18 protein-coding genes are annotated in these 24,289 nt (G+C 47.1%); 12 read left to right on the forward strand and 6 right to left on the reverse strand.

Annotated elements, in window-relative coordinates:
• The first annotated feature begins 35 nt into the window (after nucleotides 1–35).
• The 5 genes from C942_RS02540 to C942_RS02560 all read left to right on the forward strand — a co-directional run bounded on the left by C942_RS02540 (nucleotide 36) and on the right by C942_RS02560 (nucleotide 5,637).
• Complete coding sequence (locus tag C942_RS02540; protein WP_007462079.1) at nucleotides 36–1,214, forward strand: iron-containing alcohol dehydrogenase; 1,179 nt, start codon at nucleotides 36–38, stop codon at nucleotides 1,212–1,214.
• 113 nt (nucleotides 1,215–1,327) lie between these two features.
• Nucleotides 1,328–2,053, forward strand: coding sequence for an oxygen-insensitive NADPH nitroreductase (gene nfsA / locus C942_RS02545; protein ID WP_007462081.1), 726 nt, complete (start codon nucleotides 1,328–1,330; stop codon nucleotides 2,051–2,053).
• Between the two features lie 213 nt (nucleotides 2,054–2,266).
• Entirely contained in the window at nucleotides 2,267–3,502 is a 1,236-nt protein-coding gene (locus C942_RS02550) for a hypothetical protein (protein ID WP_007462083.1), read from the forward strand.
• A gap of 414 nt (nucleotides 3,503–3,916) precedes the next feature.
• A complete protein-coding gene (locus C942_RS02555; RefSeq protein ID WP_007462085.1) occupies nucleotides 3,917–4,504 on the forward strand; it encodes an acetate uptake transporter in 588 nt (195 codons plus the stop codon).
• A gap of 161 nt (nucleotides 4,505–4,665) precedes the next feature.
• Nucleotides 4,666–5,637, forward strand: a complete 972-nt coding sequence (locus C942_RS02560; protein ID WP_007462086.1) for an ADP-ribosylglycohydrolase family protein — start codon at nucleotides 4,666–4,668, stop codon at nucleotides 5,635–5,637.
• 98 nt (nucleotides 5,638–5,735) lie between these two features.
• Here the strand turns inward: C942_RS02560 and C942_RS02565 are convergent, their stop codons facing one another.
• The 4 genes from C942_RS02565 to pabB all read right to left on the reverse strand — a co-directional run bounded on the left by C942_RS02565 (nucleotide 5,736) and on the right by pabB (nucleotide 10,956).
• The gene (locus tag C942_RS02565; protein WP_007462087.1) at nucleotides 5,736–7,097 is read right to left on the reverse strand and encodes an L-serine ammonia-lyase; all 1,362 of its coding nucleotides are present in this window, start codon (nucleotides 7,095–7,097) and stop codon (nucleotides 5,736–5,738) included.
• Nucleotides 7,098–7,336: 239 nt separating this feature from the next.
• Complete coding sequence (locus C942_RS02570) at nucleotides 7,337–8,593, reverse strand: aromatic amino acid transport family protein (RefSeq protein WP_007462088.1); 1,257 nt, start codon at nucleotides 8,591–8,593, stop codon at nucleotides 7,337–7,339.
• Nucleotides 8,594–8,783: 190 nt separating this feature from the next.
• Nucleotides 8,784–9,389, reverse strand: a complete 606-nt coding sequence (locus C942_RS02575; RefSeq protein ID WP_007462090.1) for a CoA pyrophosphatase — start codon at nucleotides 9,387–9,389, stop codon at nucleotides 8,784–8,786.
• A 163-nt stretch (nucleotides 9,390–9,552) separates the two neighbouring features.
• Complete coding sequence (pabB, locus tag C942_RS02580; RefSeq protein WP_007462091.1) at nucleotides 9,553–10,956, reverse strand: aminodeoxychorismate synthase component I; 1,404 nt, start codon at nucleotides 10,954–10,956, stop codon at nucleotides 9,553–9,555.
• A 297-nt stretch (nucleotides 10,957–11,253) separates the two neighbouring features.
• Here pabB and C942_RS02585 point away from each other — a divergent pair, with 297 nt between their 5' ends.
• The 4 genes from C942_RS02585 to C942_RS02600 all read left to right on the forward strand — a co-directional run bounded on the left by C942_RS02585 (nucleotide 11,254) and on the right by C942_RS02600 (nucleotide 18,280).
• A complete protein-coding gene (locus C942_RS02585) occupies nucleotides 11,254–12,762 on the forward strand; it encodes a fumarate hydratase (protein ID WP_007462093.1) in 1,509 nt (502 codons plus the stop codon).
• 326 nt (nucleotides 12,763–13,088) lie between these two features.
• On the forward strand, nucleotides 13,089–14,123 hold the full coding sequence (locus tag C942_RS02590; RefSeq protein WP_007462095.1) for an efflux RND transporter periplasmic adaptor subunit: 1,035 nt from the start codon (nucleotides 13,089–13,091) through the stop codon (nucleotides 14,121–14,123).
• A 1-nt stretch (nucleotide 14,124) separates the two neighbouring features.
• The gene (locus C942_RS02595) at nucleotides 14,125–15,210 is read left to right on the forward strand and encodes an efflux RND transporter periplasmic adaptor subunit (RefSeq protein WP_007462096.1); all 1,086 of its coding nucleotides are present in this window, start codon (nucleotides 14,125–14,127) and stop codon (nucleotides 15,208–15,210) included.
• Nucleotide 15,211: 1 nt separating this feature from the next.
• Nucleotides 15,212–18,280, forward strand: coding sequence for an efflux RND transporter permease subunit (locus C942_RS02600; protein ID WP_007462098.1), 3,069 nt, complete (start codon nucleotides 15,212–15,214; stop codon nucleotides 18,278–18,280).
• 79 nt (nucleotides 18,281–18,359) lie between these two features.
• On the opposite strand, the gene pyrC is transcribed toward C942_RS02600, so the two are convergent.
• Both pyrC and C942_RS02610 read right to left on the reverse strand, forming a co-directional pair.
• A complete protein-coding gene (pyrC, locus tag C942_RS02605) occupies nucleotides 18,360–19,391 on the reverse strand; it encodes a dihydroorotase (RefSeq protein WP_007462100.1) in 1,032 nt (343 codons plus the stop codon).
• A gap of 219 nt (nucleotides 19,392–19,610) precedes the next feature.
• A complete protein-coding gene (locus tag C942_RS02610) occupies nucleotides 19,611–21,614 on the reverse strand; it encodes a methyl-accepting chemotaxis protein (protein WP_036798402.1) in 2,004 nt (667 codons plus the stop codon).
• 378 nt (nucleotides 21,615–21,992) lie between these two features.
• Here C942_RS02610 and hinT point away from each other — a divergent pair, with 378 nt between their 5' ends.
• The 3 genes from hinT to C942_RS02625 all read left to right on the forward strand — a co-directional run bounded on the left by hinT (nucleotide 21,993) and on the right by C942_RS02625 (nucleotide 24,278).
• The gene (gene hinT / locus C942_RS02615) at nucleotides 21,993–22,343 is read left to right on the forward strand and encodes a purine nucleoside phosphoramidase (protein ID WP_036798496.1); all 351 of its coding nucleotides are present in this window, start codon (nucleotides 21,993–21,995) and stop codon (nucleotides 22,341–22,343) included.
• Between the two features lie 160 nt (nucleotides 22,344–22,503).
• Nucleotides 22,504–23,889 (forward strand): COG3014 family protein, encoded by a 1,386-nt coding sequence (locus C942_RS02620; RefSeq protein ID WP_007462106.1) that lies wholly within the window; start codon nucleotides 22,504–22,506, stop codon nucleotides 23,887–23,889.
• Nucleotides 23,890–23,891: 2 nt separating this feature from the next.
• Nucleotides 23,892–24,278 carry a YcfL family protein gene (locus C942_RS02625; protein WP_007462107.1) on the forward strand — a complete coding sequence of 129 codons (387 nt, stop codon included), beginning with the start codon at nucleotides 23,892–23,894 and terminating at the stop codon, nucleotides 24,276–24,278.
• Nucleotides 24,279–24,289 lie beyond the last annotated feature (11 nt).

Genomic DNA, 24,289 nt, shown 5'->3' on the forward strand with positions numbered 1-24,289 from the left:
ATAATCAGAATATTCAGTTGTGTAATGGAGTACCTATGTTTCAGTTTATGACGTCAACCCGGATTATTTTCGGTGAAGGTGCCTTGAATAATTCACTGTCTTCTCTCAATCAGTTTGGATACAGCGTGTTGTTGGTTACCGGCAAAGATATCTCCCGGGCAGAACCTGTGATCCGCTACCTGAAACAGCAGAACATGCGTTATCAGCAGGTTGCTGTCCATGGTGAACCGCTGATCGCCATGATTGAAGAGATGGCGGCTATGGGGCGGAAGTTCAGGCCAGATATGGTATTGGCTATAGGTGGAGGAAGTGTGCTGGATGCCGGTAAGGCGCTGGCGGCGATGATTCCTAATCAGGGCAGTGTTTATGATTATGTCGAGGTGATAGGGCGCAATGTACCGTTACAAGCGAAGCCGCTTCCGTTTATTGCTGTGCCTACAACGGCTGGAACAGGGTCGGAAGTCAGTAAAAATGCGGTACTGAAATCAGCACAGGAGAATGTCAAAGTAAGCCTGCGTAGCCCGGATATGTTACCGGATATGGCAATAGTCGATCCGACGCTCACTTATGGAATGGATCCCGTAACAACGGGATGTTGCGGGATGGATGCATTCAGTCATTTGATGGAAGCCTATGTCTGTGGTGAACCGAACCCGTTAACCGACATGGTATGTGAAGAAGGCTTACGCCGTTTGGCTGGTGCTATTCTGGCAGCCAGTGAGGACGATGAACCACGGGCTCGTTCCGATATGTCATTTGCTGCCATGCTCGGCGGAATGGCGCTGGCTAATGCCAAATTAGGTGCTGCGCACGGTCTCGCGTCGGCTTTGGGGGGGCGGCTGGATGCTCCTCACGGGCTGATCACCGCACAGCTTGCACCTTTTGTCATGCAGGAGAATGTGCTGGCAGCCAGGGAAGCCGGCAGAGCGGATGTACTGAATCGTTATCGACAGCTGGCGTGTATTCTTACTGGTCGGGTAAATGCGGAAATTATTGATGGTATCCTTTGGACAAAACGTACGCTGAAGCGCCTTAACTTGCCTTCTGTTGCTGATTACGGGCTTTGTGATGTGATGTTTGATGAAGTGGCTGAAGATGCCATGATGTCTAATGCAATTAAAGGAAACCCGCTGCCACTGAATAAGCAGAGATTGATCAGTATCTTGCAGCAGGTTTGTCAGCATTGTCTGGTCAGTCAGGAGTCTGCTGTTTAATTAATTTACTAATAGGTAAAGACAGTTTTTTGCTGCGTTTCTGCGAGTGGTGGAGAATTTATGTTACATTGAGCAAAGTTTCAACAAAATAAGGCTTTGTGACAGGGAACGCTATGAATCAGACGATTGAAACTATTCTCCGCCACCGCTCAATTCGTAAGTTTACAGAGCAGCCATTGTCAGAAGAACAGTTGTCGGCAATTCTTGACAGTGCGATTGCTGCTTCCTCATCAAGTTTTATTCAGTGTGTAAGTATTATCAGGGTAACGGAATCGGATAAACGCGAGTCACTGGCCGAATATGCTGGTGGTCAGCCATATGTCGCCACTGCTGCTGAATTTTTGGTTTTTTGTGCCGACTATCACCGACATAAACAAATACATCCTGAAGCTAAATTAGGTTTTACCGAGCAGACACTAATTGCCTCGGTGGATGCTGCGTTAATGGCACAAAATGCCATGGTAGCGGCTGAGTCTATGGGGCTGGGTGGTGTTTACATCGGTGGTATCCGCAATAATCCGGCTGAAGTGTCAGAACTGTTGTCTTTACCCCATCATGTGTTTCCATTGTTTGGTCTTTGCCTTGGCTTCCCGGCTCAGGATCCGGAGCGAAAGCCTAGGCTGCCACGAGAGCTGATAGTTCATCAGGACGAATACCAGCAGGATTTGGATCGGAACTTGCTTGCAGAATATGATAATCAGGTTCGTGAGTATTACCGGACCCGGACTGGCGGCAATAAAAATACGTCATGGTCGGAGCAAATTACTGCCACTTTGGATAAGGAAGCCAGACCGTTCATTAAAGCTTTTATTAATGAAAAAGGCTTTAGTCTTAAATAACAATAATGTAGAACTTTTTTACTTTGATAGAGTCAGATAAACTAACGAGTTTGAGTATTTGCTCAGAGCTGACCGGATTTATTGCCTTTGGCGTGCCTGCTTTTCTTGCAGGGCGGAAGAAAGTAGCCATATGAGTTGATGAGAGTAGGGGCAATTTGCCGCTTCGGTGTTTCCCTCCTTCTGCGTCGTGTATTTATATCATCGGAAATTTATATGAAACAAATAGGGAAAGTGGCCTGTATTGTCTGTCTTGCTGCTTTACTGAGTGCCTGTCAGAGCACACCTGAAGGTGAAGAAGGAATTTCATCTGAAATAAATACGGAAAATGTCTATCAGAGTGCATTGAAGGTATACCGGGATTGGCAGAAGAAACTTCAGGAAATTGATCACCTGCAAGTGTATTCTCCTGATAAATATGCGCAGATTCAATCGAGCTGGCAAAAAGCCGATGCTATTTATCAGGAGTTCAGCAAGACTCCTGAAAAGGCATTTGAAAGTTACTCACTGTTTTCCTCATCCACTTATCTTGATCGCTTTTATGAAGAAGTAGCGATAGTGGAAAAAACATTTGGAGAACTTGAAGAGCTGAAAAAGCTGGCGGATGAGGTGCTTGAGCCGGCGATTACACAGATGGCTTATCTAAATTCAATCCATGCCCGAGACTACTATCGTAGTGAGCATGTCAGGTTGATGCGCTTTTATGCCAAACTTTTTCGCTTGGTAGAAGAAGATGAACTGAGTGACGCAACTGAAGAGCAGGATGAGTTTCTTGAACGTGCTCATAGCCTGGAAATCCGCACTATCAAGAAAACCTATATTGAGCCGCTTGAAAATGCACTGCGTAAGCTCAGAAGCAATGATGTGAAATATTACGCGCCGCTCAGCTATGCCCGTGTTGAATCGAAAATTGCCAGCGGAAAGATGTTGATCGAACGCTCTCCACGGACTTTTGAAAAAATCGAGCAGCAGGTTATTGAGACTAATTTTGAATTAGCTCATGCAGAACATATCGCATTAGAAGTGCAGGCACTGCGTGACCGCAGCAGGGATGAATATGAAAGCTTCATGCTTGATATTGAAACCAAGCTATTGAATATCTCGCAAGCGTTGAGTGATAAAGACTTGAGGGATAAGCCGCTTAAAGAGCAGGCTGCGTTGATCACACAGGAAGTGATGGCTAACCGTAAACATAACATGGTGATGAGACGTGAGCTGGAACAGTCATCAAAACAGGATGGGGCGGTAGAGGTAGAGTCGCTTCGGGATTTGGTTGCCGTTCAGCAAAAACAGATTGCTCAGCTTAAATCTCAGTTAAGGGATCTGAAAGCCTCACCGTACAGATTAAATGCTGAACTTGCATCTGGATCTGTTCCTTTGCAGACGCCTGAGGCATTGCCTGTGAATCCTGCGGTTGAAGATGCCCCTGAAACTCAACAGGAGATCCAGTAGTTCAATTGATATTGTCTGTGTTTTAAGACATTACGAACTTGGTTAAGTATTACGGTTTCAGATAAAAAGCAGCGTTAAGCTGCTTTTTTTATACCTATTCCATTTTTAATAAGCAATTAAATGAATTATCTCTTTTTAATTTCAATAAATTCAATGACTTAATTTTAAGTGGCGCGAGGCAGTGATACTGTGCCACAGTTTTTTGTGATTTTTCTAACAATTAATTCGCGATGAATTCACAAAAAATCTTGAGAAATTTCAGCCTGAAATAATCTTTTTTCTACTTTGGGTGTTTTTTCGTCTAATTTAGGATTGATTTGCTTCTGGGCATCCATTAGAATTCGCCGCGCATTACGATGCACCCATTTTTTAATCTTTATCAGTTTTTTTGAATTACTCCTGTAGGGGAACAAAATGTCTACGAAACTTGCTAACCCAGCGCCACTTGGCCTAATGGGTTTTGGTATGACTACCATCCTTCTGAATATCCACAATGCGGGCTTTTTCCCAATTGATTCCATGATTCTGGCAATGGGTATTTTCTATGGTGGCCTGAGCCAAGTTATCGTAGGCACAATGTGCTTCAAGCGTGGCGATACTTTCGGTACAACTGCATTTACTTCTTACGGTCTGTTCTGGCTGACTCTTGTTGGTCTGATCGTTATGCCTAAGATGGGTCTTCCAGCAAGCCCAGCAAGCTTCATGGGTTGGTACCTACTACTGTGGGGCATCTTCACTGGCTTCATGTTCATCGGCTCTCTATGCTACCCACGTGCTAAGCAGTTCGTATTTGCTTCACTGACAATTCTGTTCTTCCTGCTGGCTGCTCGCGACTTCACTGGTAGCGAACTGATCGGTACTATCGCTGGTTTCGAAGGTATCATCTGTGGCGCAAGTGCAATTTACTTTGCAATGGCTCAGGTAATTAACAACGAATTTGGCCGTACTATTCTGCCAATCGGTGAGAAGAAAGAAAAAGCAAGCATGAAAGCTGCTGCTTAATCTGACTTATTCCTGAAAAAACCCCGCTCTGGCGGGGTTTTTTTGTACCAGGGATTTAGCATCAAGCGCATTTCGAACTGTTTGGCATGAGTTGCGACAGGCTGTATCAGAAATTGGTATAAGCTTATGTTTAGTATTTACTCTGCTGAAGGGACGGGTATATGGCGCAACGCTATGCTGCTTTGATGGGGGCCCTGGTTGCTGATGCTGCTAGTATGGGGACTCACTGGATCTATTCACCAGAGCGGGTGAGTATGCTCTCCAATTTGCCTCACTTTCCTTTTATTCAGCCTGATACCAGCCATTATGAAGGGGTTGAGGGCTACTATGCCCATGACAAACTCACTGCTGGAGAGTTGACGGCTTATGGGGAATGGCTTGCTTTATACATACGGTTATTGAGTCAGCCTGATATCAGTACCCGCAATATCCAGCAGCAGATCTTAGATTACTTTGGTCCCGGCGGTGAGTTTATTGGTTACATAGACAGCCCGACCAAAGCATTGCTGCTAACTCTTTTTTCGCTCATGCCTGATGAATGGCCGGATGATTCCGGTTCTGATGATGATCAGAATCCGGCTCTGTGTTCTATACCGGCGCTTGTATCGCTGAAGCTACCTTCTGAACAGCTGGATCTGGAAATTGAGCGCATTGTCGGTATTACCCATCAAAATGAAACAGCTCTGGCTTGTGCCAAAGCTTTTGCCAGTGCTCTTAATGAAGCATTGCGCTCTCGCCGGATGGAGCCGGTTCTCAATGTTCTGAAAATAAAATCACCGGAAGCGATTCGGGATAATATCGAGCAGGTCCGAAACTTAAGTGTTGAGCAGAATGAGCTCAGTTATGTGCTGACGATCGTCAATCAGGCCTGTCACCTGGCAGACAGCCTGCCGTTAGCTGCCTGGATACTGCAAAACAGCGAAAGCTACACAGAGGCAATCCGGATGAATATTCTGGCTTCCGGGGATTCCTGCGGGAGAGGAATTTTGGTCGGTGCGCTGGCCGGGGCCTGTTATGGCTTTGGTGACGAAAAGGGGATTCCGATTTCCTGGGTCACTACGTTGCAGGATGGAGAGGCGCTTGCAGAGGATATAGAGGCACTGCTGAAAAAGTCGGGTCTGATACTGACGTGAAAAAATTGAATCGATATAAAGTGAGGCAAATCTCAGAGATAAAAAAAGCTACCCGTAGGAGGGTAGCTTTGAGGTTTTCTATTCAGAAGGTCTGAAGATTAGCAGATAACCTTGATTGCCAGGCCACCCTGAGATGTTTCACGGTACTTGGCATTCATATCTTTACCTGTTTCAAGCATCGTTTCGATAACTTTATCCAGAGATACTCGAGGCTCAGATGCGCGACGAAGTGCCATACGAGAAGCGTTGATTGCTTTAACAGCAGCAATACCGTTACGTTCGATACATGGAACCTGTACCTGACCAGCAACAGGGTCACAAGTTAGACCCAAGTTGTGCTCCATTGCGATTTCTGCAGCCATACATACCTGTTCAGGGCTACCGCCCATCAGTTCTGCAAGACCAGCTGCTGCCATAGAACATGCAACACCAACTTCACCCTGACAGCCAACTTCAGCACCAGAGATAGATGCGTTACGCTTGTAAAGACCACCGATAGCGCCAGAAGCAGCGAAGTAACGAGTGAACTCTTTAGGACCTACAGTCTGGATGAACTTGTCGTAGTAAGCCAGAACCGCTGGAATGATACCGCAGGCACCGTTAGTTGGTGCAGTAACAACACGACCACCGGCTGCGTTTTCTTCGTTAACTGCGAAAGCAAACATGTTAACCCAGTCAACAACAGTCATTGGGTCATTGCTTAGTTTCTCAGTTGTCATCAGCTGTTGGCGTAGTGCAGCTGCACGACGAGGCACACGTAGTGGACCAGGAAGAATGCCTTCTTCGGTCATACCACGTTCCATACATTCGCGCATTGTTTTCCAGATGCTGGCGAAGTAGCGGCTGATCTCTTCTTCTGCATTCATTGCACGCTCGTTGCACATAACCAGCGAGCTAACAGACAGACCACTTTCCTTACACTGATTTACCAGCTCTTCGGCTGTTGTGTACATGTAAGGGACAGTTACACTGCTTTCTGCCTCTTTACCGAAGTTTTCTTCGTCAACGATGAAACCACCGCCGATAGAGTAGTAAGTCTTAGTGTAAGCTTCGTCATCACCGATCCACGCGTGGATGGTCATGCCGTTTTCGTGTAGGGGAAGGTTGGAAGTATGGAAGTTCATACCGCCTTCGCGAGGAAATTCTACAGTGTGACAGTGCATACCGACAGGAAGACGCTCGGTTTCTTCAACACGTGCCATGAAGCCTGGAATGCTATCGATATCAACGTGCTCAGGGCTGTTGCCCGCAAGACCCATGATGATAGCGATATCTGTGTGGTGACCTTTACCGGTAAGAGAAAGCGAACCATATACGTCAACGGTAATTTTAGTTATGTCACGCAGTTTGCCCATTGCTCGCAGGTCATCGATAAACTCTTTACCTGCTTTCATTGGACCAACAGTGTGCGAACTGGAAGGACCCACACCAATTTTGTAGATATCAAAAACACTGATCATGCTTATTACCTCAGCCAGGGGAAGCAATCTTGCTTCCAACCAAGACTGTTTAGTTTTATTTATTCTCGCCCCTTCCTTGGCGAGATATTTTGTAAAAAAAGAGCAGGTACTGTGCGCGTCCCTGCTCTTAAGTATCATCTATTCTACGCTAATTGTCTCAGAAGACTATGCGTTCCAGCACAAATTCTTAGGATAACTAGCTGTAACAGATAATTCTCACAACATTTGTGGTGGTTCTTTTAGAATGCGCCGTAAACTACTGAAGTAATTGCAGCGATACCACATAGAGCTGTGAAGATACGTGCTGGTGCAGATGTGCTGTACTTAGCCATTGCAGGTACTTTGTACATTGCAAAAACTGGCATCAGGAACAGGATTGCAGCGATCATCGGTGCACCCATAGTTTCAATCATGCCCAGGATACTTGGGTTGATTACTGCAACGATCCAAGTAGTGATTACGATGAAACCTAGAGAGATTTTTTCAATCTTGCTTACTGGCATTTCAGAGCGAGATTTAACCAGACCTACCAGACCTTCGTGAGCACCCAGGAAGTGGCCGAAGTAGCTTGAAGTGATAGCTGCGAAAGCAACTAGTGGACCAAGCAGAGAAATCAGCGCAGATTCGTGGATGTTAGCCAGGTAAGACAGAACACTGATGTTTTGTGCTTGAGCTGTTGCCAGCTGCTCTGGAGACATCGACAGTACAACAGAGAACACGAAGAACATTACGAAGCCCATAAGCATCATCGCTGCACCGCCAGTGATCATGTCAGTCTTCTTCGCAGCATCGTCACCGTATACGCGGCGCTGTTCTTTAGAGAACTGGCTGATGATTGGGCTGTGGTTGAAAGAGAACACGATGATTGGGATTGCCAGCCAGATAACTGCAGGCAGTGAGCTCCAGTCTGGTGCTACTTCCATCATAGAAGTGTTCCAGCCAGGGATCAGGTAGATAGAAAGAGCAAGCAGGATGAATACCAGAGGGTAAACCATCGCTGAAGTTGCTTTCAGCATCAGTTCTTTACCGAAAACTACACCTGCAGTCATCGCCAGAATCAGGCCACCAGAAAGAATCCAGCGTGGAAGAGATTCCATGCCCATCTGGTTAACCATGAAAGAATCAACTGTGTTAGTGATACCAACACCGTAGATCAGAACGATTGGGTAGATAGCGAAAAAGTAAGCGAAAGTGATGATGTTCGCGCCAGCTTTACCAAAGTGTTCTTCTACAGTATCAGTGATATCTGCTTCAGGGTTTTTAGCGGAAAGAACGAAACGAGCAAGGCTCTTGTGAGCGAACCAAGTCATTGGTGCTGCGATTAGGGCCAGGATAACTAGTGGCCAGAAACCGCCAGCACCCGCTTTAATTGGAAGGAACAGTACGCCAGCACCTACAGCGGTACCGAACAGAGAAAGTGCCCAAGTAAAATCTTTATAGGTCCATCTTGCTTTTTCAGCGCTAGTGGCTGAAGTCGAGCTTAATGTCTTATTCATGGTTTATATCCAAAGTTTTGTTACGGAACGGAAATTAGGAACGGCGCGCATTTTGATGATTTACGGGAGGAAAACTTTGATCAAGATCGCGTTATGTAATGGGTGCAAATTGCAATACAATTAAAAGTGATCGCGATCACACGTGTTTGAGGGGTAAAATTATCGAGATTTATTTCCGGGATTAGTTTTTCTAATACCAGAGCTGTTTTGACAGCAGTTTTACCATCTGTGCAGTAGCGCCCCAAATCGCGTGGTTATGAAATGATATTGAATAGATATTCACTTCTGAGCCATTGATGACGAATTGGGAAGAACGTATATTCATCGGGTTTAACAGATACTCGATGGGTACTTCAAACAGCTCATCCACCTCGTTTTTGTCCAGAGTTGGCGTGTAGTTTGCCGATATTGTAGACACATAAGGGGTGACGATATAACCACTGATTGTTGATAGTGAAGGAAGGTGGCCTAATATACTCTCTCTATTGCATAAAATACCAGTTTCTTCTTTAGTCTCTCGTATGGCTGTATCAATAAGATCAACATCTTCTGACTCATATCGTCCTCCCGGAAAGGCTATTTGACCGGGGTGGTGCTTCAGATGGTCTGCTCGTCTTGTTAAAACGACATTGTAGCTGTTGTTGCGAGGAACAAGTGGAATGAGTACTGCCGCTTGCTTGAGTTTGCGGGAGGTGGAACCAGCAGCAGACAGCCTAACTCTGGCCGCAAGGCCTGAGTCATTGCTTTTTTGAGGGGCTAGCAGAAACCGTGCTAACAACTGCTGCTGGGTATTCATAAACCATCCATGGTTGTGACTGTGGATACTCTTGTCATTATAGGCCGTTTTTATGACAAAAAAATGTAAAACGGCTGTTTGATATTACCCTTGAGGCTTTTCCGAGGGCGAAATCCAGAGTATCTACAGTATTGTTGATTTCTTTTTCTGTTGGAAAAGTTTGCTACTTCTCTAAGGTTGGCAGAATTTTGCTCAGTTTGTCCAATGTTTCCTGATACTCGCTGTCTGCCTGACTGTCGGCTACCAAGCCGCCGCCGGCCCATGCATACAGGGTATTTTGTTGAGAAACCAGTGTTCTGATTGTAATACTGGTGTCCATTCGTCCACAGCGACTGATATAGCCGATACTGCCACAGTAAACGCTGCGCCGGTGAGGTTCGAGTTCTTCAATGATTTCCATAGCCCGGATTTTCGGAGCGCCGGTGATGGAGCCGCCAGGGAAACAGGCGCGTAGCAGGTCGAGTGGTGAATAGCTGTTGTCCAGCTCTCCGGTTACCGTACTTACCAGATGATGAACTGCAGGAAAGCTCTCAATATCGAACAGCTTCGGCACCTTCACAGAGCCAGGCTTGGCCACGCGGCCGATATCATTGCGCAGCAGATCAACAATCATCAGATTTTCTGACCTGTCTTTATCAGCATGACGTAACTCATCAGCATATTGCCGATCAAGCTTCTCATTTGTATCACGCGGACGAGTGCCTTTAATTGGCTTTGTTTCAACATAGCCCTGATTGTGTTGCAGAAAGCGTTCCGGCGATACAGAAAGTACCGTGTTTTCAGCTGTTCGAATAAAGCCGGAGAATGGTGCGCCATTGGTTTTTTCCAGCTTAAGGTAAGCGTTCCATTCATCCCCTTTATAGGTGGCTTCAAAGCGCTGGGCCAGATTGATTTGGTAGCAGTCTCCGGAAAGTAGGTACTCCTGAACTTGTCCAAATTTACTGCAATAGGCCGATTGGGTCATGTTGGCCTGCCACGCACTTGTTAATTCAAATGCAGGATTATGTTGTGCATCATGTTTTTTGTGCTTCTGGGCAAAGCTGTCTTTTTTGTCCTGCAGCCAGGCTAAACGATCACTATCTTTAGGTGAGATGAGATATAACTGATGGTTGTGGTGATCGGCAATCAATGCCCAGTCGTAAATGCCGACTGCCATATCAGCCGTAGAAATATCATGGTGGGCGATTGAAGGAATTTTCTCCACCCGGCGACCAAGATCGTAGGAAAAGTAACCTAGAGCACCGCCGATGAACGGAACGTCGTCCAGCGGCTCAAGCGTTGGCAGCAGGGCATTTTGTACTTTTTCCAATAGCTTAAATGGGTCTTCGTTGCTGTTTTTTTGCTCGCCACAGGAATAATTAATACGGGTTATGTCACCGTGGGTCTCTAAAGTGGCTAAAGGATCAGCAACCAAAATATCAAAGCGATTATCTGGATGATCTTCGGCTGCCGAGCGTAATATCATAGACCATGGCTGGCCCGCCAAAGGTTCAAACCATGACAGGGTAGCTTCTTGTGTGTAATCAAGTTGTTGAATATTCAACAAAGGATGTGATGTACAAATCATTTTCTTTTTTGTGACAGCTGTTCGACAGGCGCATAGCGCGAAATTGTTCGCAAGAGTATCATAAACACAGAATTTAATACGACGCCCAGGGACGATCCGATGTGCTTTATTGACGGCTGGCTCCGGCTTAGTAGCAATAGTTCGCTGAGGACACCTGCCATTTGGAACATGGCCGTGTAATTACATTTATTCTGCGAATAGTTCCCTACCTGCAGTTAACAGTAAATGTGAATTACGTTCTTTTTGGAAGCAAAAAATACGGGCGCCATGGAATGATAATAATCAACGAGGGCAATTATGACCGTCATCCGCAAACAAGATGTCATAAGTAGTGTTGCAGACGCGCTACAGTACATTTCTTATTACCATCCGCTGGATTTTGTCCAGGCCCTTAAAAAAGCCTATGACAAAGAGCAGAGCAAAGCGGCGAAAGATGCCATCGCCCAAATCCTGATTAACTCTCGCATGTCAGCTGAAGGCCATCGTCCAATCTGCCAGGATACCGGTATTGTTACCTGTTTCGTTAAGATTGGTATGAATGTGCAGTGGGACAGTGATCTGACTGTACAGGAAATGATTGATGAAGGTGTACGCCAGGCATACACCAATCCGGATAACCCGCTGCGTGCATCTGTTGTTGCTGACCCTGCAGGTAGCCGTAAGAACACTCGCGACAATGCGCCTGCTGTTGTCCATGTGGAAATGGTACCGGGCGATAAGGTGGAAGTTCAGGTGGCAGCCAAGGGTGGTGGTTCTGAGAACAAAACCAAGATGGTGATGCTGAACCCGTCTGACGATGTGGCTGAATGGGTTGAGAAGACGGTTCCTCTGATGGGCGCGGGCTGGTGTCCACCGGGTATGCTGGGTATTGGTATCGGCGGCACAGCTGAAAAAGCGGCTGTACTGGCAAAAGAATCTCTGATGGAGCATGTTGATATCCATGAGCTTCAGGAACGTGGTGCTCAGAATGCTGAAGAAGAGCTGCGTCTGGATATTTATAACCGTGTAAACAAGCTGGGTATCGGTGCTCAGGGCCTTGGCGGTATGACCACTGTTCTGGATGTTAAAATCAAGACTGCGCCGACTCACGCAGCATCCAAACCGGTTTGTTTGATTCCAAACTGTGCTGCTACCCGTCACGTTCACTTCACTCTTGACGGTAATGGCCCTGCTGAACTGACTCCACCTAAGCTGGAAGACTGGCCTGAAGTGACTTGGGAAGTCGGTGACAGCGTACGTCGTGTAAATGTTGACGAAGTAACCAAAGAAGACGTTCAGCAGTGGAAATCAGGCGAGACTTTGCTGCTGTCAGGTAAAATCCTGACTGGTCGTGATGCGGCACACAAGCGTATTCAGGATATGCTTGCCAAAGGCGAAGATTTCCCTGTTGATTTCAAAAACCGCTTTATTTACTACGTAGGCCCGGTTGATGCGGTACGTGACGAGGTGGTTGGCCCTGCTGGCCCGACTACATCTACCCGTATGGATAAGTTTACCGACATGATGCTGGATAAAGCTGGCCTGATGGGCATGATCGGTAAAGCAGAACGTGGTCCAGCAGCGATTGAGTCAATCAAGAATCACAAAGCCGTTTATCTGATGGCTGTCGGTGGTGCGGCTTACCTGGTTGCTAAGGCGATTAAGAAAGCGCGTGTGGCAGCATTTGAAGATCTGGGTATGGAAGCTATCTACGAATTTGAAGTTGAAGATATGCCGGTAACAGTAGCGGTTGATGCGGAAGGTACTAATGCGCATCAGACCGGTCCGGATACCTGGAAAGTCAAAATTGCAGAAATGGACGTTTAAGCGTTTTTTCTCCCTGAAATAATTAAAAAAGGAGCCATTAGGCTCCTTTTTTAGATCTTTTTACCTCTCTTTAGCTTTTCCCTTCTGATTTTATCTGAAACCTGAATCTGTTCTCTCGTCAAAAATGTGATGAGTTGGTATTGTTGCGCGCTTAATTTCAATGACTTGTTTTTCTTTCTTTTTAGTGGTTTGTTGGATTTTTGTGCGATTTTATTGGCTACACTATTACCTTATGGGTATATCCTGCTTTCGGGTGATGATGGTAAGCCAAAGAGGAATTTGCGCTTCAAATCCAAAGCATAATGAATAATAAATTGAGGGTTAGTATGGGACGAGCGCTATTAGCCACGGCAATCGCCGGCTTGCTCCTGTCAGGGTGTGGCGATAAGCAAAAAGCAATACCGGAACCGGATTCAAGACCGGTGAAACTTCAGGCCGTATCGGTCGGAAATAATGATACTTTTCGTACTTTTCCGGCGACAGTGGAAGCCGGAGATAAAGCCGTACTGGCATTTAGGGTTTCCGGATTATTGGAAACTGTGGATGTGAATCCGGGGCAGCGGGTGACACAGGGTCAGAAACTGGCCAGCCTGAAAACGGATGAGCTTGAGTTACTGGTTGAGCAGGCTCAGGCGAATTATTCTTTGGCTTATGTTCAGTTCAAGCGAAATACCGAATTGCGCAAAACCAACGTGGTCTCTGAGCTGGATTATGACCAGTCTAAAGCGGCACTGAATCAGGCTAAGGCGGCCCTGGATAAAGCGAAAGCCAACCTAAGGTATGCCACTCTGCTAGCACCTTATGACGGTAACCTTTCTCTCTCTTTGGTTGAAAATTATGAATATGTCGCGGCAAAAGAGCCAGTTATGCATATTCAGAGTGAAGGACTGATTAATGTTACTTTCCAGTTACCCGAGCAGCTTCTTGCCCGTTATCAGGGCAAATATGATCCTCGTCCGATAGTCAGTTTTGACACTATTGCTGACAAAAGCTTTGATGCTCAGTTTAAGGAAATTGATACCGAAGCCGACGCTAAAACATCCAGCTATAAAGTGACTCTGTCTATGGCTCGTCCGGAAGGTTATAACCTGCTACCCGGAATGGCCGGACAGGTTCGTATCGCTATCCCTCGCGGAACTTCTGGTGGTGTGCCTGAACGCGCCATTATTCGTGAAGGTGAAGATACTTATGTCTGGCGTGTTGATGAGCAGGGTAATGTTCATAAAGTCAAAGTTGTTCTGGATGATAACCGACGTGTTGTTGAAGGCCTGAATGACGGGGATTCAATTGCGACATCCGGAGTCGGTGAGCTTCAGGAAGGGCAAAAAGTCCGGGCATGGGTTAAGGAGCGGGGATTATAAGATGAAGAAATTCTACATAGCCCCGGTGTTGTTGGGGATGTTGCTGAGTCTTCAGGGTTGTGAAAAAAAGGCTGTTGAGCCGAGGGAGATTGTTGCTTCGGTTAGTGTCGCAACTGTTGATATGGCTGAAAGTGCGCCTAAACTGACCTTTCCTGCCGTTGCTGCGGCGGCGGATAAGTCGAGCCTATCATTCCGTATTCCCGGAGAAGTGACCAATATTTATGTAAGCCCCAGCGATAGAGTGAAAAAAGGCCAGTTACTTGCTCGCTTGGATCCGACCGATTACAAGCTTGAGGTTGATGATGCTCAGGCAAAATTCAATGTAACAGACAGCCAGTACCGCCGTTCGGCCAAGCTTGTAGAGCAGGGCTTCCTGGCTCAGTCACAGTTTGATGAGTTGAAAGCCCAGCGTCGCACTGCACTTGCAGAACTTAAGTTGGCAAAGTTGCGACTGACGTTTACTGAGTTGAAAGCACCAATTAATGGTGTCATTTCCCGTGTTCCGGTTGAGCAGTTTGAGAATGTACAGGTTGGGCAGGGAATCATGAACATCCATAGTACCGACATGGTCGATATTCTGATTCAGGCCCCGGATATGATCTATTCGCAGAGTACGGCATCTGATATTAAGGATTCCAGACCGGGTGCCAGAATTATTCTCAGTGATGGTGCTGAATATCGGGCTTTTCTTAAGGAATACACAACCGAGCCTGATCCTGAGTTAGGTTCATTCCTGGTAACCCTGACAATGCCAATGCCGAGACGTCAATTCATTCTGGACGGGATGGCCGTTGAGGTAAAAGCGGATGCGCAAAAACTGAGAATTTACCGTTCAGGAGAGCTCGTTATTCCATTCGGTTCCGTGTTCAATGAGGATGGTGATTCATTGTCAATGGAAGATAAATTCGTATGGGTTCTTAACAACGACAATACAGTAGCTAAGCGCAAAGTCATTACCGATAAAGTGGTGCCGAACGGTGTTAGGTTGATCGCCGGCCTTGAAGAAGGGGAAGTGATTGTGACTGAAGGCGGAAACCGTCTGCGTGAAGGACAAACGGTGAAAGTTGTAACTAAGGAGGCTGAATAAGATGAAACAGGATATTGCAGCCTACTTTATAAAGAATAAGGTTATCAGCTGGATGACCACACTGATCTTCCTGATCGGCGGTACGATGGCTTTCTTTGGTCTGGGGCGTCTGGAAGATCCGGCATTTACGATTAAAGATGCCATGGTAGTAACAGCTTATCCCGGTGCAACGCCGTTGCAGGTGGAAGAAGAAGTTACGTATCCGATTGAGAAAGAAATCCAACAGTTGTCTTATGTGGATGAAGTGAATTCCATTTCCAGCCGTGGTTTGTCTCAGATCACTGTGACCATGAAGAATAACTACGGTCCGGATGATTTGCCACAGATTTGGGATGAATTACGACGTAAGGTTAATGACCTCAAACCAAGTTTGTCGCCGGGCGTTCAGGAACCCCAGGTTATTGATGATTTCGGTGATGTGTTTGGCGTTTTGTTGGCAATTACTGGTGACGGTTACAGCTACCGGGAGCTGAGTGATTACGTTGACTATCTACGTCGTGAACTGGAACTGGTTGACGGTGTCGGTAAGGTTTCGGTAACCGGTACTCAGCAGGAGCAGGTATTTATTGAAATCTCTATGCAGCGCCTGAGCTCCTTGGGGATTTCACCGGATACCATCTACAACACCTTGCAAACCCAGAATTTGGTGACCAGTGCCGGTGCGGTACGAATCGGTAATGAATACATTCGGGTTCATCCGACAGGTGAGTTCAAAGATGTTGATGAACTTGGCAATCTGATCATTACAGAAAGCGGTGCCGAAGGCCTGATTTACCTGCGTGATGTGGCTGAAATTAAGCGCGGCTTTAAAGAAATTCCGTCTAATTTGGTTAGCTATAACGGTAAGCGTGCGCTGAATGTCGGTATTTCGTTTGTATCAGGTGTCAACGTTGTTGAAGTCGGTAAGCGTGTTGACCGCCGCTTAGCTGAGCTGAAAGAGCAACAGCCGGTCGGCATTGATATCGGTGCAGTTTACAGTCAGCCGACAGAAGTAGATAAATCAGTTAGTGGTTTCGTGGTCAGCCTGGGGCAGGCGGTAGCGATTGTTATCATCGTGCTGCTGTTCTTCATGGGTCTGCGTTCAGGCGTATTGATTGGTCTGATTCTGCTACTGACCGTGTTGGGTACTTTCGTCTTCATGCAATGGCTGGCGATAGATCTTCAGCGGATCTCGCTCGGTGCACTGGTTATAGCCCTCGGCATGTTGGTGGATAATGCTATTGTGGTTGTCGAAGGTGTGCTGATAGGGATGCAGAAGGGGCGGACCCGGATGCAGGCGGCGTCTGACATTGTTACCCAGACCAAGTGGCCCCTGCTTGGCGCAACTGTGATTGCCGTAATGGCCTTTGCGCCGATTGGCCTTTCACAGGACTCTACCGGTGAATACTGTCGAACCCTGTTTACAGTACTACTGGTTTCTCTGATGCTGAGTTGGTTCACCGCGATTTCATTGACGCCGTTCTTTGCGGATCTTTTCTTCAAGAAAGCCAAAGTTGGCGGCAGTGATGCCGACGCAGATCCTTATGCTGGCAAGCTTTTTGTCATGTATAAGGCATTTCTTGAATTCTGCATGCGTCGTGCATGGCTGACAGTGATTGTGCTGCTTGTCATGTTGGGAGCCAGCTTGTTTGGTTTTACTCAACTGAAACAGTCGTTCTTCCCGGCTTCGACCACGCCAATGTTTATGGTGGATATCTGGTTGCCGGAAGGTACGGATATTCGGGCGACCAATGATACCCTGAGTGAACTTGAGGGGGCGATCAACAATAATGAGAATGTCACCTATGTCAGCACTAGTGCCGGTAAAGGCTCACAACGCTTTATGCTGACCTATTCACCGGAGAAGAGCTACTCCTCGTATGGTGAATTGATTATCCGGGTTAAATCGTTTGAAGACGTAATACCGGTTATGACAGATCTCAGCCAGATGCTTGATATGCAGCATCCTGAGCTTGAGTACAAACTGAAGCAAATCATGCTAGGTCCGTCATCCGGCGCCAAAATTGAAGCTCGTTTGGTCGGTCCGGATCCGACTGTACTGCGTAGCCTTGCTAAGCAGGTTGTCGATATCATGAATGCGGATCCCGGTGCATTCAATATTCGTCACGACTGGCGTGAAAGAAACAAAGTGCTGGAACCAATCTTCAATGAGAGCCAGGCTCGTCGTTACGGTATAACCAAGAAAGATGTGGATGATTTATTGCAGATGTCTTTCTCTGGCCTGACCGTGGGACTGTATCGTGACGGTACTAACCTGATGCCGATTGTGGCACGTTTGCCGGAAGAAGAACGGGTAGATGTTACCACTATGGAAGGCATGAAGATCTGGAGTCCGGCAATTGCTGGTTATGTTCCGTTGCAACAGGTACTTCAGGGCGTGAATATTCAGTGGGAAGACCCGTTGATTGCACGTAAGAACCGTAAACGGATGCTGACTGTCATGGCTGATCCAAACCCGTTGGGTGAGGAGACTGCTGCGACGGTACAGGGACGAATTCAGTCTCAAATTGAAGCGATTGACTTCCCTCCCGGTTACTCGCTGGAGTGGGGCGGTGAGTATGAATCTTCTGCTGATGCGAAGGCTTCTCTGTTCCAGACTATGCCGATGGGTTACCTGTTCATGTTCCTGATCACCATCTTCCTGTTCAATAAAGTGAAGGAAGCACTGATTGTCTGGGCGACAGTGCCGTTAGCGGTGATCGGGGTGACAACAGGTCTGTTGCTGCTGAATACTCCGTTTGGCTTCATGGCCCTACTTGGTTTCCTCAGTCTGTCAGGGATGTTGGTTAAGAACGGTATTGTACTGTTGGATCAGATTGAAATTGAAATCAGCAGTGGTAAGGACAAGTACCTAGCTGTGGTTGATGCGGCAGTCAGCCGTGTTCGTCCTGTGTGTATGGCGGCGGTGACCACAATCCTGGGGATGATCCCGCTGCTGCCGGATGTGTTCTTTAAGCCAATGGCGGTAACCATTATGTTCGGTCTGGGCTTCGCAACCGTCCTGACTTTGATTGTGGTTCCAGTGTTGTATCGCCTGTTCCATTCCGTAGCGTTACCTGCTGAAAGCTAAGGCTGACAAGCAATATACAACTAAAAAGGGCTCCCATTTCGGGAGCCCTTTTTTAATGAGTAAAGAAACTGAGGCAGTCTTATTTAATCACTTTCCACTGAATTTGCTCACCTGCACGAATTGGCACAACGACGTCGCTGCCGAAAGCCATGGTTTCCGGTACGGTCCAGCTTTCTTTGGTTAGAGTGATGGTGTCAGTGTTACGCGGCAGGCCGTAGAAGTCCGGGCCGTTGAAGCTGGCAAAAGCTTCCAGTTTATCCAGTGCGCCGACTTGCTCGAAAACTTCTGTATACAGCTCGATAGCGGCATGTGCTGTGTAAGAGCCAGCACAGCCACAGGCAGATTCTTTACGGCCTTGGGCATGTGGAGCCGAGTCTGTACCCAGGAAGAATTTAGCACTACCACTTGTTGCAGCTTCGATTAATGCCTGTTGGTGCGTATTACGCTTAAGGATTGGCAGACAGTAGAAGTGAGGGCGGATGCCGCCTACCAGCATGTGGTTGCGGTTGAATAGCAGGTGGTGAGCCGTAATGGTGGCTGCCACATTCGGTCCGGCATTGCGAACAAACTCAACCGCCTCTTTGGTTGTGATGTGCTCTACGACAATTTTCAGGTTGGGCATCTTCTCTACGATTGGGCTCAACACTGTATCCAGGAAGGTTTTTTCACGGTCAAAGATGTCTACATCGTGGGTGGTGACTTCGCCGTGGATCAGCAGAGGCATGCCGACTTCTTCCATGGTTGCCAGGGTTGGCAAAATTTTGTCTATAGAGGTAACGCCGGAATCAGAGTTTGTAGTGGCACCGGCAGGGTAGAGTTTGGCAGCGTAGATATGTCCGGTTGCTTTGGCTTTGCGAATTTCTTCAGGAGAGGTGTTGTCGGTGAGGTAGAGAGTCATTAAAGGAGAGAAATTGCCTTGAGGTTTTTCGGCAAGGATACGATCGCGGTAGGAAAGAGCTGCTTCAGTATCGGTAACCGGTGGAACCAGGTTCGGCATTATGATTGCTCGTCCCATATACTGACTGATGTCGCGAACCGTATCTTTTAACACTTCGCCATCACGCAAATGTGAGTGCCAGTCATCAGGGCGTGTGATTGTAATCGTCGTCATAGTGTTCCCTCCCAAAAAATTTGCCCGATTCTAAAAGCATATTTTTCGTAAGTAAAGGCTGATTTTCAAACAGTGTATCTGATTGATGTGAAATGGAGCAATCGTTTGCTGCTGTCAGACCGTTTTCTTTGGGCGAGTTATAAATATGAGGAATATAAGCTTGGGAGTCATGAAAAAGCCCCGAGCTGTAAGGATCGGGGCTATTGGAATTATCTGTTATTACAGTTTGAAACGCAGAACTAAATCATTCTGCTGGTGGGCGAGGGTGTCGAGCTTAGCGCTGGCTTCGGCAACTTCTTCCATTGCGCTGTAGTTGGAATCGGCAATATGGCTGATGTCTTCAAGGCTGCGGGCAATAGACCCAGTGGTACTGCGCTGTTCTTCTGCTGCCTGAGCGATTTGTGAGCTCATCTGGCTGATTTCAAGAATGATAGCCTGGATTTCTTCCATCGCACTGTTGGCATCCGATGCCTGAGTAATGCTGTTTTCCATTTCGCTGACGCAACCCTGAATCACTGTCACTGCCTGTCCGGAGCTGGATTGCAGGCGTTGGATCATGCTTTCAATCTCAGCGGTGGAGTCGGTGGTTCGCTTGGCCAGTATCCGTACTTCATCGGCAACGACGGCAAAACCACGGCCCTGATCGCCGGCCCGAGCTGCTTCAATAGCTGCGTTTAGTGCCAGTAGGTTGGTCTGGTCGGCAATGTTGCGGATCACATCCAGGATAGAGCCAATGCTACTGCTCATCTCTTGCAGGTTTGAAACTGCATGGACAGATTCATCCAGCCGTTCGGATAATAGGTGCGCCGTGTTGATATTTCGGCTCATGACTTCACGACCGGTATTGGATGCCTGCTCAACTTCGTTTACCCGCTCCATCGTATTTTGTGCACTGTGCGAGACATCAGTAACAGACTGTTCCATCTCTGTCATCGCCGTGGCAACGGACGCAGTTTGATGACGTTGTTCGTTCAGGCGGTGTTTTGCTTGTGATGTGGTGGACTGGTTTTCTTCCGCTACTGTGGTCAGTTCGCCTGAAGCCTGGCTCAGCTTACCCAGTACTTCCTGCAGGTTATCTGCCAGTGTATTGATATGGCGGTTTAACCGATCAAATTCTCTGAACTGGCTCAGCTCGCTACGTTTGGTCATATCGCCATCGGTCAGAGCTTCCAGTGTCAGCAGTGTTGACTGCAAGGGTTTGCGAACACTTTGTGCCAGGTACCAACCGATAAAGACGGCAAATAGAGTAACGATGACACCGATAAGAATGGCATTGCTCAGGCCACTGCTGTAAGCATTGTCAGCGTTGGCAATGGCTTCATCCATATGATTGTTAGCTTGGGTTCGGAAAGTGTCCAGCAGGTTGGTGGCTTGGTCGATTTCTGCCGCCAGGCGGGCAATATTGTCATAGAGCTTATTGCGGGAGTCGACATAGCGGAAGTGAGCATCAAGTACACCGCCGGATTTTCCGATATCACGGGTGTATTGGTCGATGGATTTATCAAAAGTCGGTTTAAGCTCAGGAATCATTGAAGACAATGAGCGGTAGGCATTATTAAGGTGGTTTACAAAGCGTTTGTTATCTTTGACCGCTTTTTCGATAACCGCGATATCATCAGTTGCCAGTGCGTCGGAAGTGATCGTTTCAGTTTGACGCAATTTGACAAAGTAATTCTTGGCCATCATTTTGATCGAGATGCTGGTTTGATCTTCAACATACTCTTTCATCCGCATATCCAGCTCTCCGTGAAGTTGCTGGAATCGGCGGGCAGATTTCAATCGTTCTTCCTGGGCTAGTAGTTGGGTGCGGTAATTGCTCATTGCCGATCGTGCTTCATTAAAGTAACGATCTTCCAAAGCAATGAGTTTATTCAGGTTTGAACTTAGGGCTGGATTGCCTTCGGCGGCATCGACAAGTTGGTTGAGGGCCTGATTAAACGTTTCGTGCGCTTTACCGAAGTTTCCTTCGTAGGCAGTCATGCGATCCGGGTTCTTGCTGGTCAGAAAATCTTTGAAGATCTTATCAGCAGCCAGAAGCCGGACACTGGTTTGGTTAGATAAAGAGACCAGCGGAAGCGCGTCGACAGTGACCGTCTCGAGCTGGCGATAGATGCGGCTCGTTCCATCCAGCATCAGGTAAATTGTTGCGGCAAAAAGTAAAACCATCACCGCAAACCCAGTGTACATTCGTCGTATAACTGAGGTTTGTTTCGTTGTCTTCATAATATCCCTAAATAACACCAGATGTGAGCGACAGCATTCTCACAGCAGTAGATTAATACGAAGCTATTATTATGTTCTTTGCTTTCGTACAAATTGTGAGCATATGATTTTTTGCGAATAAAAAGTACAACAAAAAATGACAAATTCGACTCACTTATCACCTTGCTTATAGTTATCGGCACTCAGTGATAGCGCTTGATAATAAATGAACTCCATTCGCACATACTTTGACGTCCGCATCAAAAAAAAGGTTAACTTATGAAATTTTCACTGGAAAAGTTGTTTAAAACGGTGTTCAATATTGCTCTGTAATTCAGAGTGGCGCATACTCCTGACTTAGGGATACACCCTGGATTCAAGAACACAATGGAGCATGAAATGGCAGAAGAAACTATCTTCAGTAAAATTATTCGTAAAGAAATTCCTGCAGATATCCTGTACCAGGATGACCTGGTAACCGCATTTCGCGATATCAATCCTCGTGCGCCAAGCCACATTTTGATCATTCCAAACAAGCTGCTACCTACTGTTAATGATGTAGAAGCCGAGGATGAAGCAATGATGGGGCGCCTGTTTACTGTTGCCCGCAAACTGGCAGAGAAAGAAGGAATTGCCGAAGACGGTTATCGTCTGATTGTTAACTGTAACCCGCATGGTGGCCAGGAAGTTTACCACTTGCACATGCATCTTCTTGGCGGCCGTCCGCTGGGGCCGATGCTAATCGGATAAACCAACAGGTTTGCTCTCCCGACGGGAACTATCGCTGTTTGGTCGGGTCTGAGTGAGTTGTGTTTTTCAGCTGGTTACAGGTGATTTCAGTTAACTTGTAGCCGTTGAGCTGAACCATGGCCACTCAGACTTTTTGTTTAGAAATTAGGTTATTAATACGATGCTAAAACGTGCCACTGTGCTGGCATTGTCCTTAACTCTGACAGCCTGTGCGAATTTGTCGGCTCAGGGCCTTTTCAGCCACTACAGTGCTGCAAATGCCGAGACTCACAGCGCGCTGCAGCAAGGAAATTATACGCTAGCACTGGAATCGCTGCCTGAAGCACCAGCAGGAGATATTCTCGATGGCATGGAGCGTGGAAGAGTTAATTTTGTTGCCGGGCAATATTCGGAAAGTTTTACTGCTTTGCAACAGGCTGATCTGGCAGTAAAAGAGCAGCAGCGTCAGGCGACGATTCAGATATCGGAAGGGTTTAACCAGGCCGGAGCTTTGCTGACAAACGACAATATGATCACTTATCAGCCTGCTGATTATGAGCTGGGCTTTATTCATCTGTATCTTGCTCTCAATTATATTCAGCAAAATGATTTGGAAGGTGCGCTGGTTGAGGTTCGTAGGGCCAACCTGGTCCAGGAAATGGCAAAGAAGAACCGTGAAGCCGAGTTGAACCGCGCTGCTGAAGAAGCAAGAGAGAAGGGGCTTAGCCAGAGCCTTGGTTCTGTACTGGCACGCTATCCCGATGCAGGGAAAGAGCTTTCTGCTGTACAGAACGGATATTTATTTTACCTGTCGGGTGTGCTTTATGAAGCCGACGGGGATTTGAACAACGCTTATGTCGACTATAAGCGGGCCTTGGCGGTATCGCCGGGTAACACTTATGTTGCTAACACTGTTTTACGTCTTGCAAATAGCTTGCAGATGAACCAGGACCGACGTCAGCTTGAGGCACGTTACGGTAAATACAAAAAGCCTGCTCGTAGCACTGGTCGATTAGTGATTTTTGATGAGCAGGGTGTGGTTCAGGCCCGTGATGGCTGGCGTTTGCCTCTGTGGCTGACCGACAGTCGCGGGGATGGGGTTATGTATAACATGGCGTTGCCATACTACCCGAATACAGTGACTCACTCTTTAAGTCCGCTTAAGCTGGATAACCAGTCGGTACGTGGTGGCAAGCTGGCGAGTGTTGATGACATGGCCAAGACTAGCCTCAGTGAAGCGATGCCTGCCATCGCTGTACGTCAGGCACTGCGCATTCTGGCAAAAAATGAAGTCAGAAAATCTGCAGCTAAAGGTGGAAATGATGTCGGTAACTTGCTGGCGAATGTTTTCAATACTCTGACAGAACAACCGGATACCCGGAGTTGGCAGTCGCTTCCGTCGTCTGTCAGCCTGTATCATGAAGACCTGAACGCCGGGACTCATCAGGTTAGCTGGAACGGCAGACAATTGGATGTTGAAGTTGTTGCCGGAAGAACAACTATGGTTTGGGTTTCACGACAGGGCAACCAGCAGAGCTGGTGGTCGGTATTATTGGGAGGAAGCTGATAATGAAACAACTTTTTGCTTTGCTGTTTGCGCTGACGCTGTCTGCCTGTTCAACGACGACTTCTGGTATCAGCATTGAAAGCAGTAACCAGAGCGTAGTGATAGGCAATTCATTGCTGGCAAGTCAGTTAGATATTGAGAAGGCTATAGTATCGCGCGTCAACGGTTTACTTAAGGCCGGTGTGCCGGTGACCAGTAAGGTTCACTCAGACCTTAAGCTGCAATACCGTTTTTACTGGTACGACGCACAAGGGCTGGAAGTTGGAGGTAGTGATAGTCCGTGGCGTCAGTTTGTCCTGCACGGTAAAGACTCCATGATGCTGCAGGCGGTGGCAAGAAAGCCGCAGGCAGCACAATACCGTATCTACATCCGGGAAGCGGATTATTAATAGGTTTGCGT

Origin of the sequence: Photobacterium marinum (genome assembly GCF_000331515.1) — a bacterium.
Lineage (GTDB): Bacteria > Pseudomonadota > Gammaproteobacteria > Enterobacterales > Vibrionaceae > Photobacterium > Photobacterium marinum.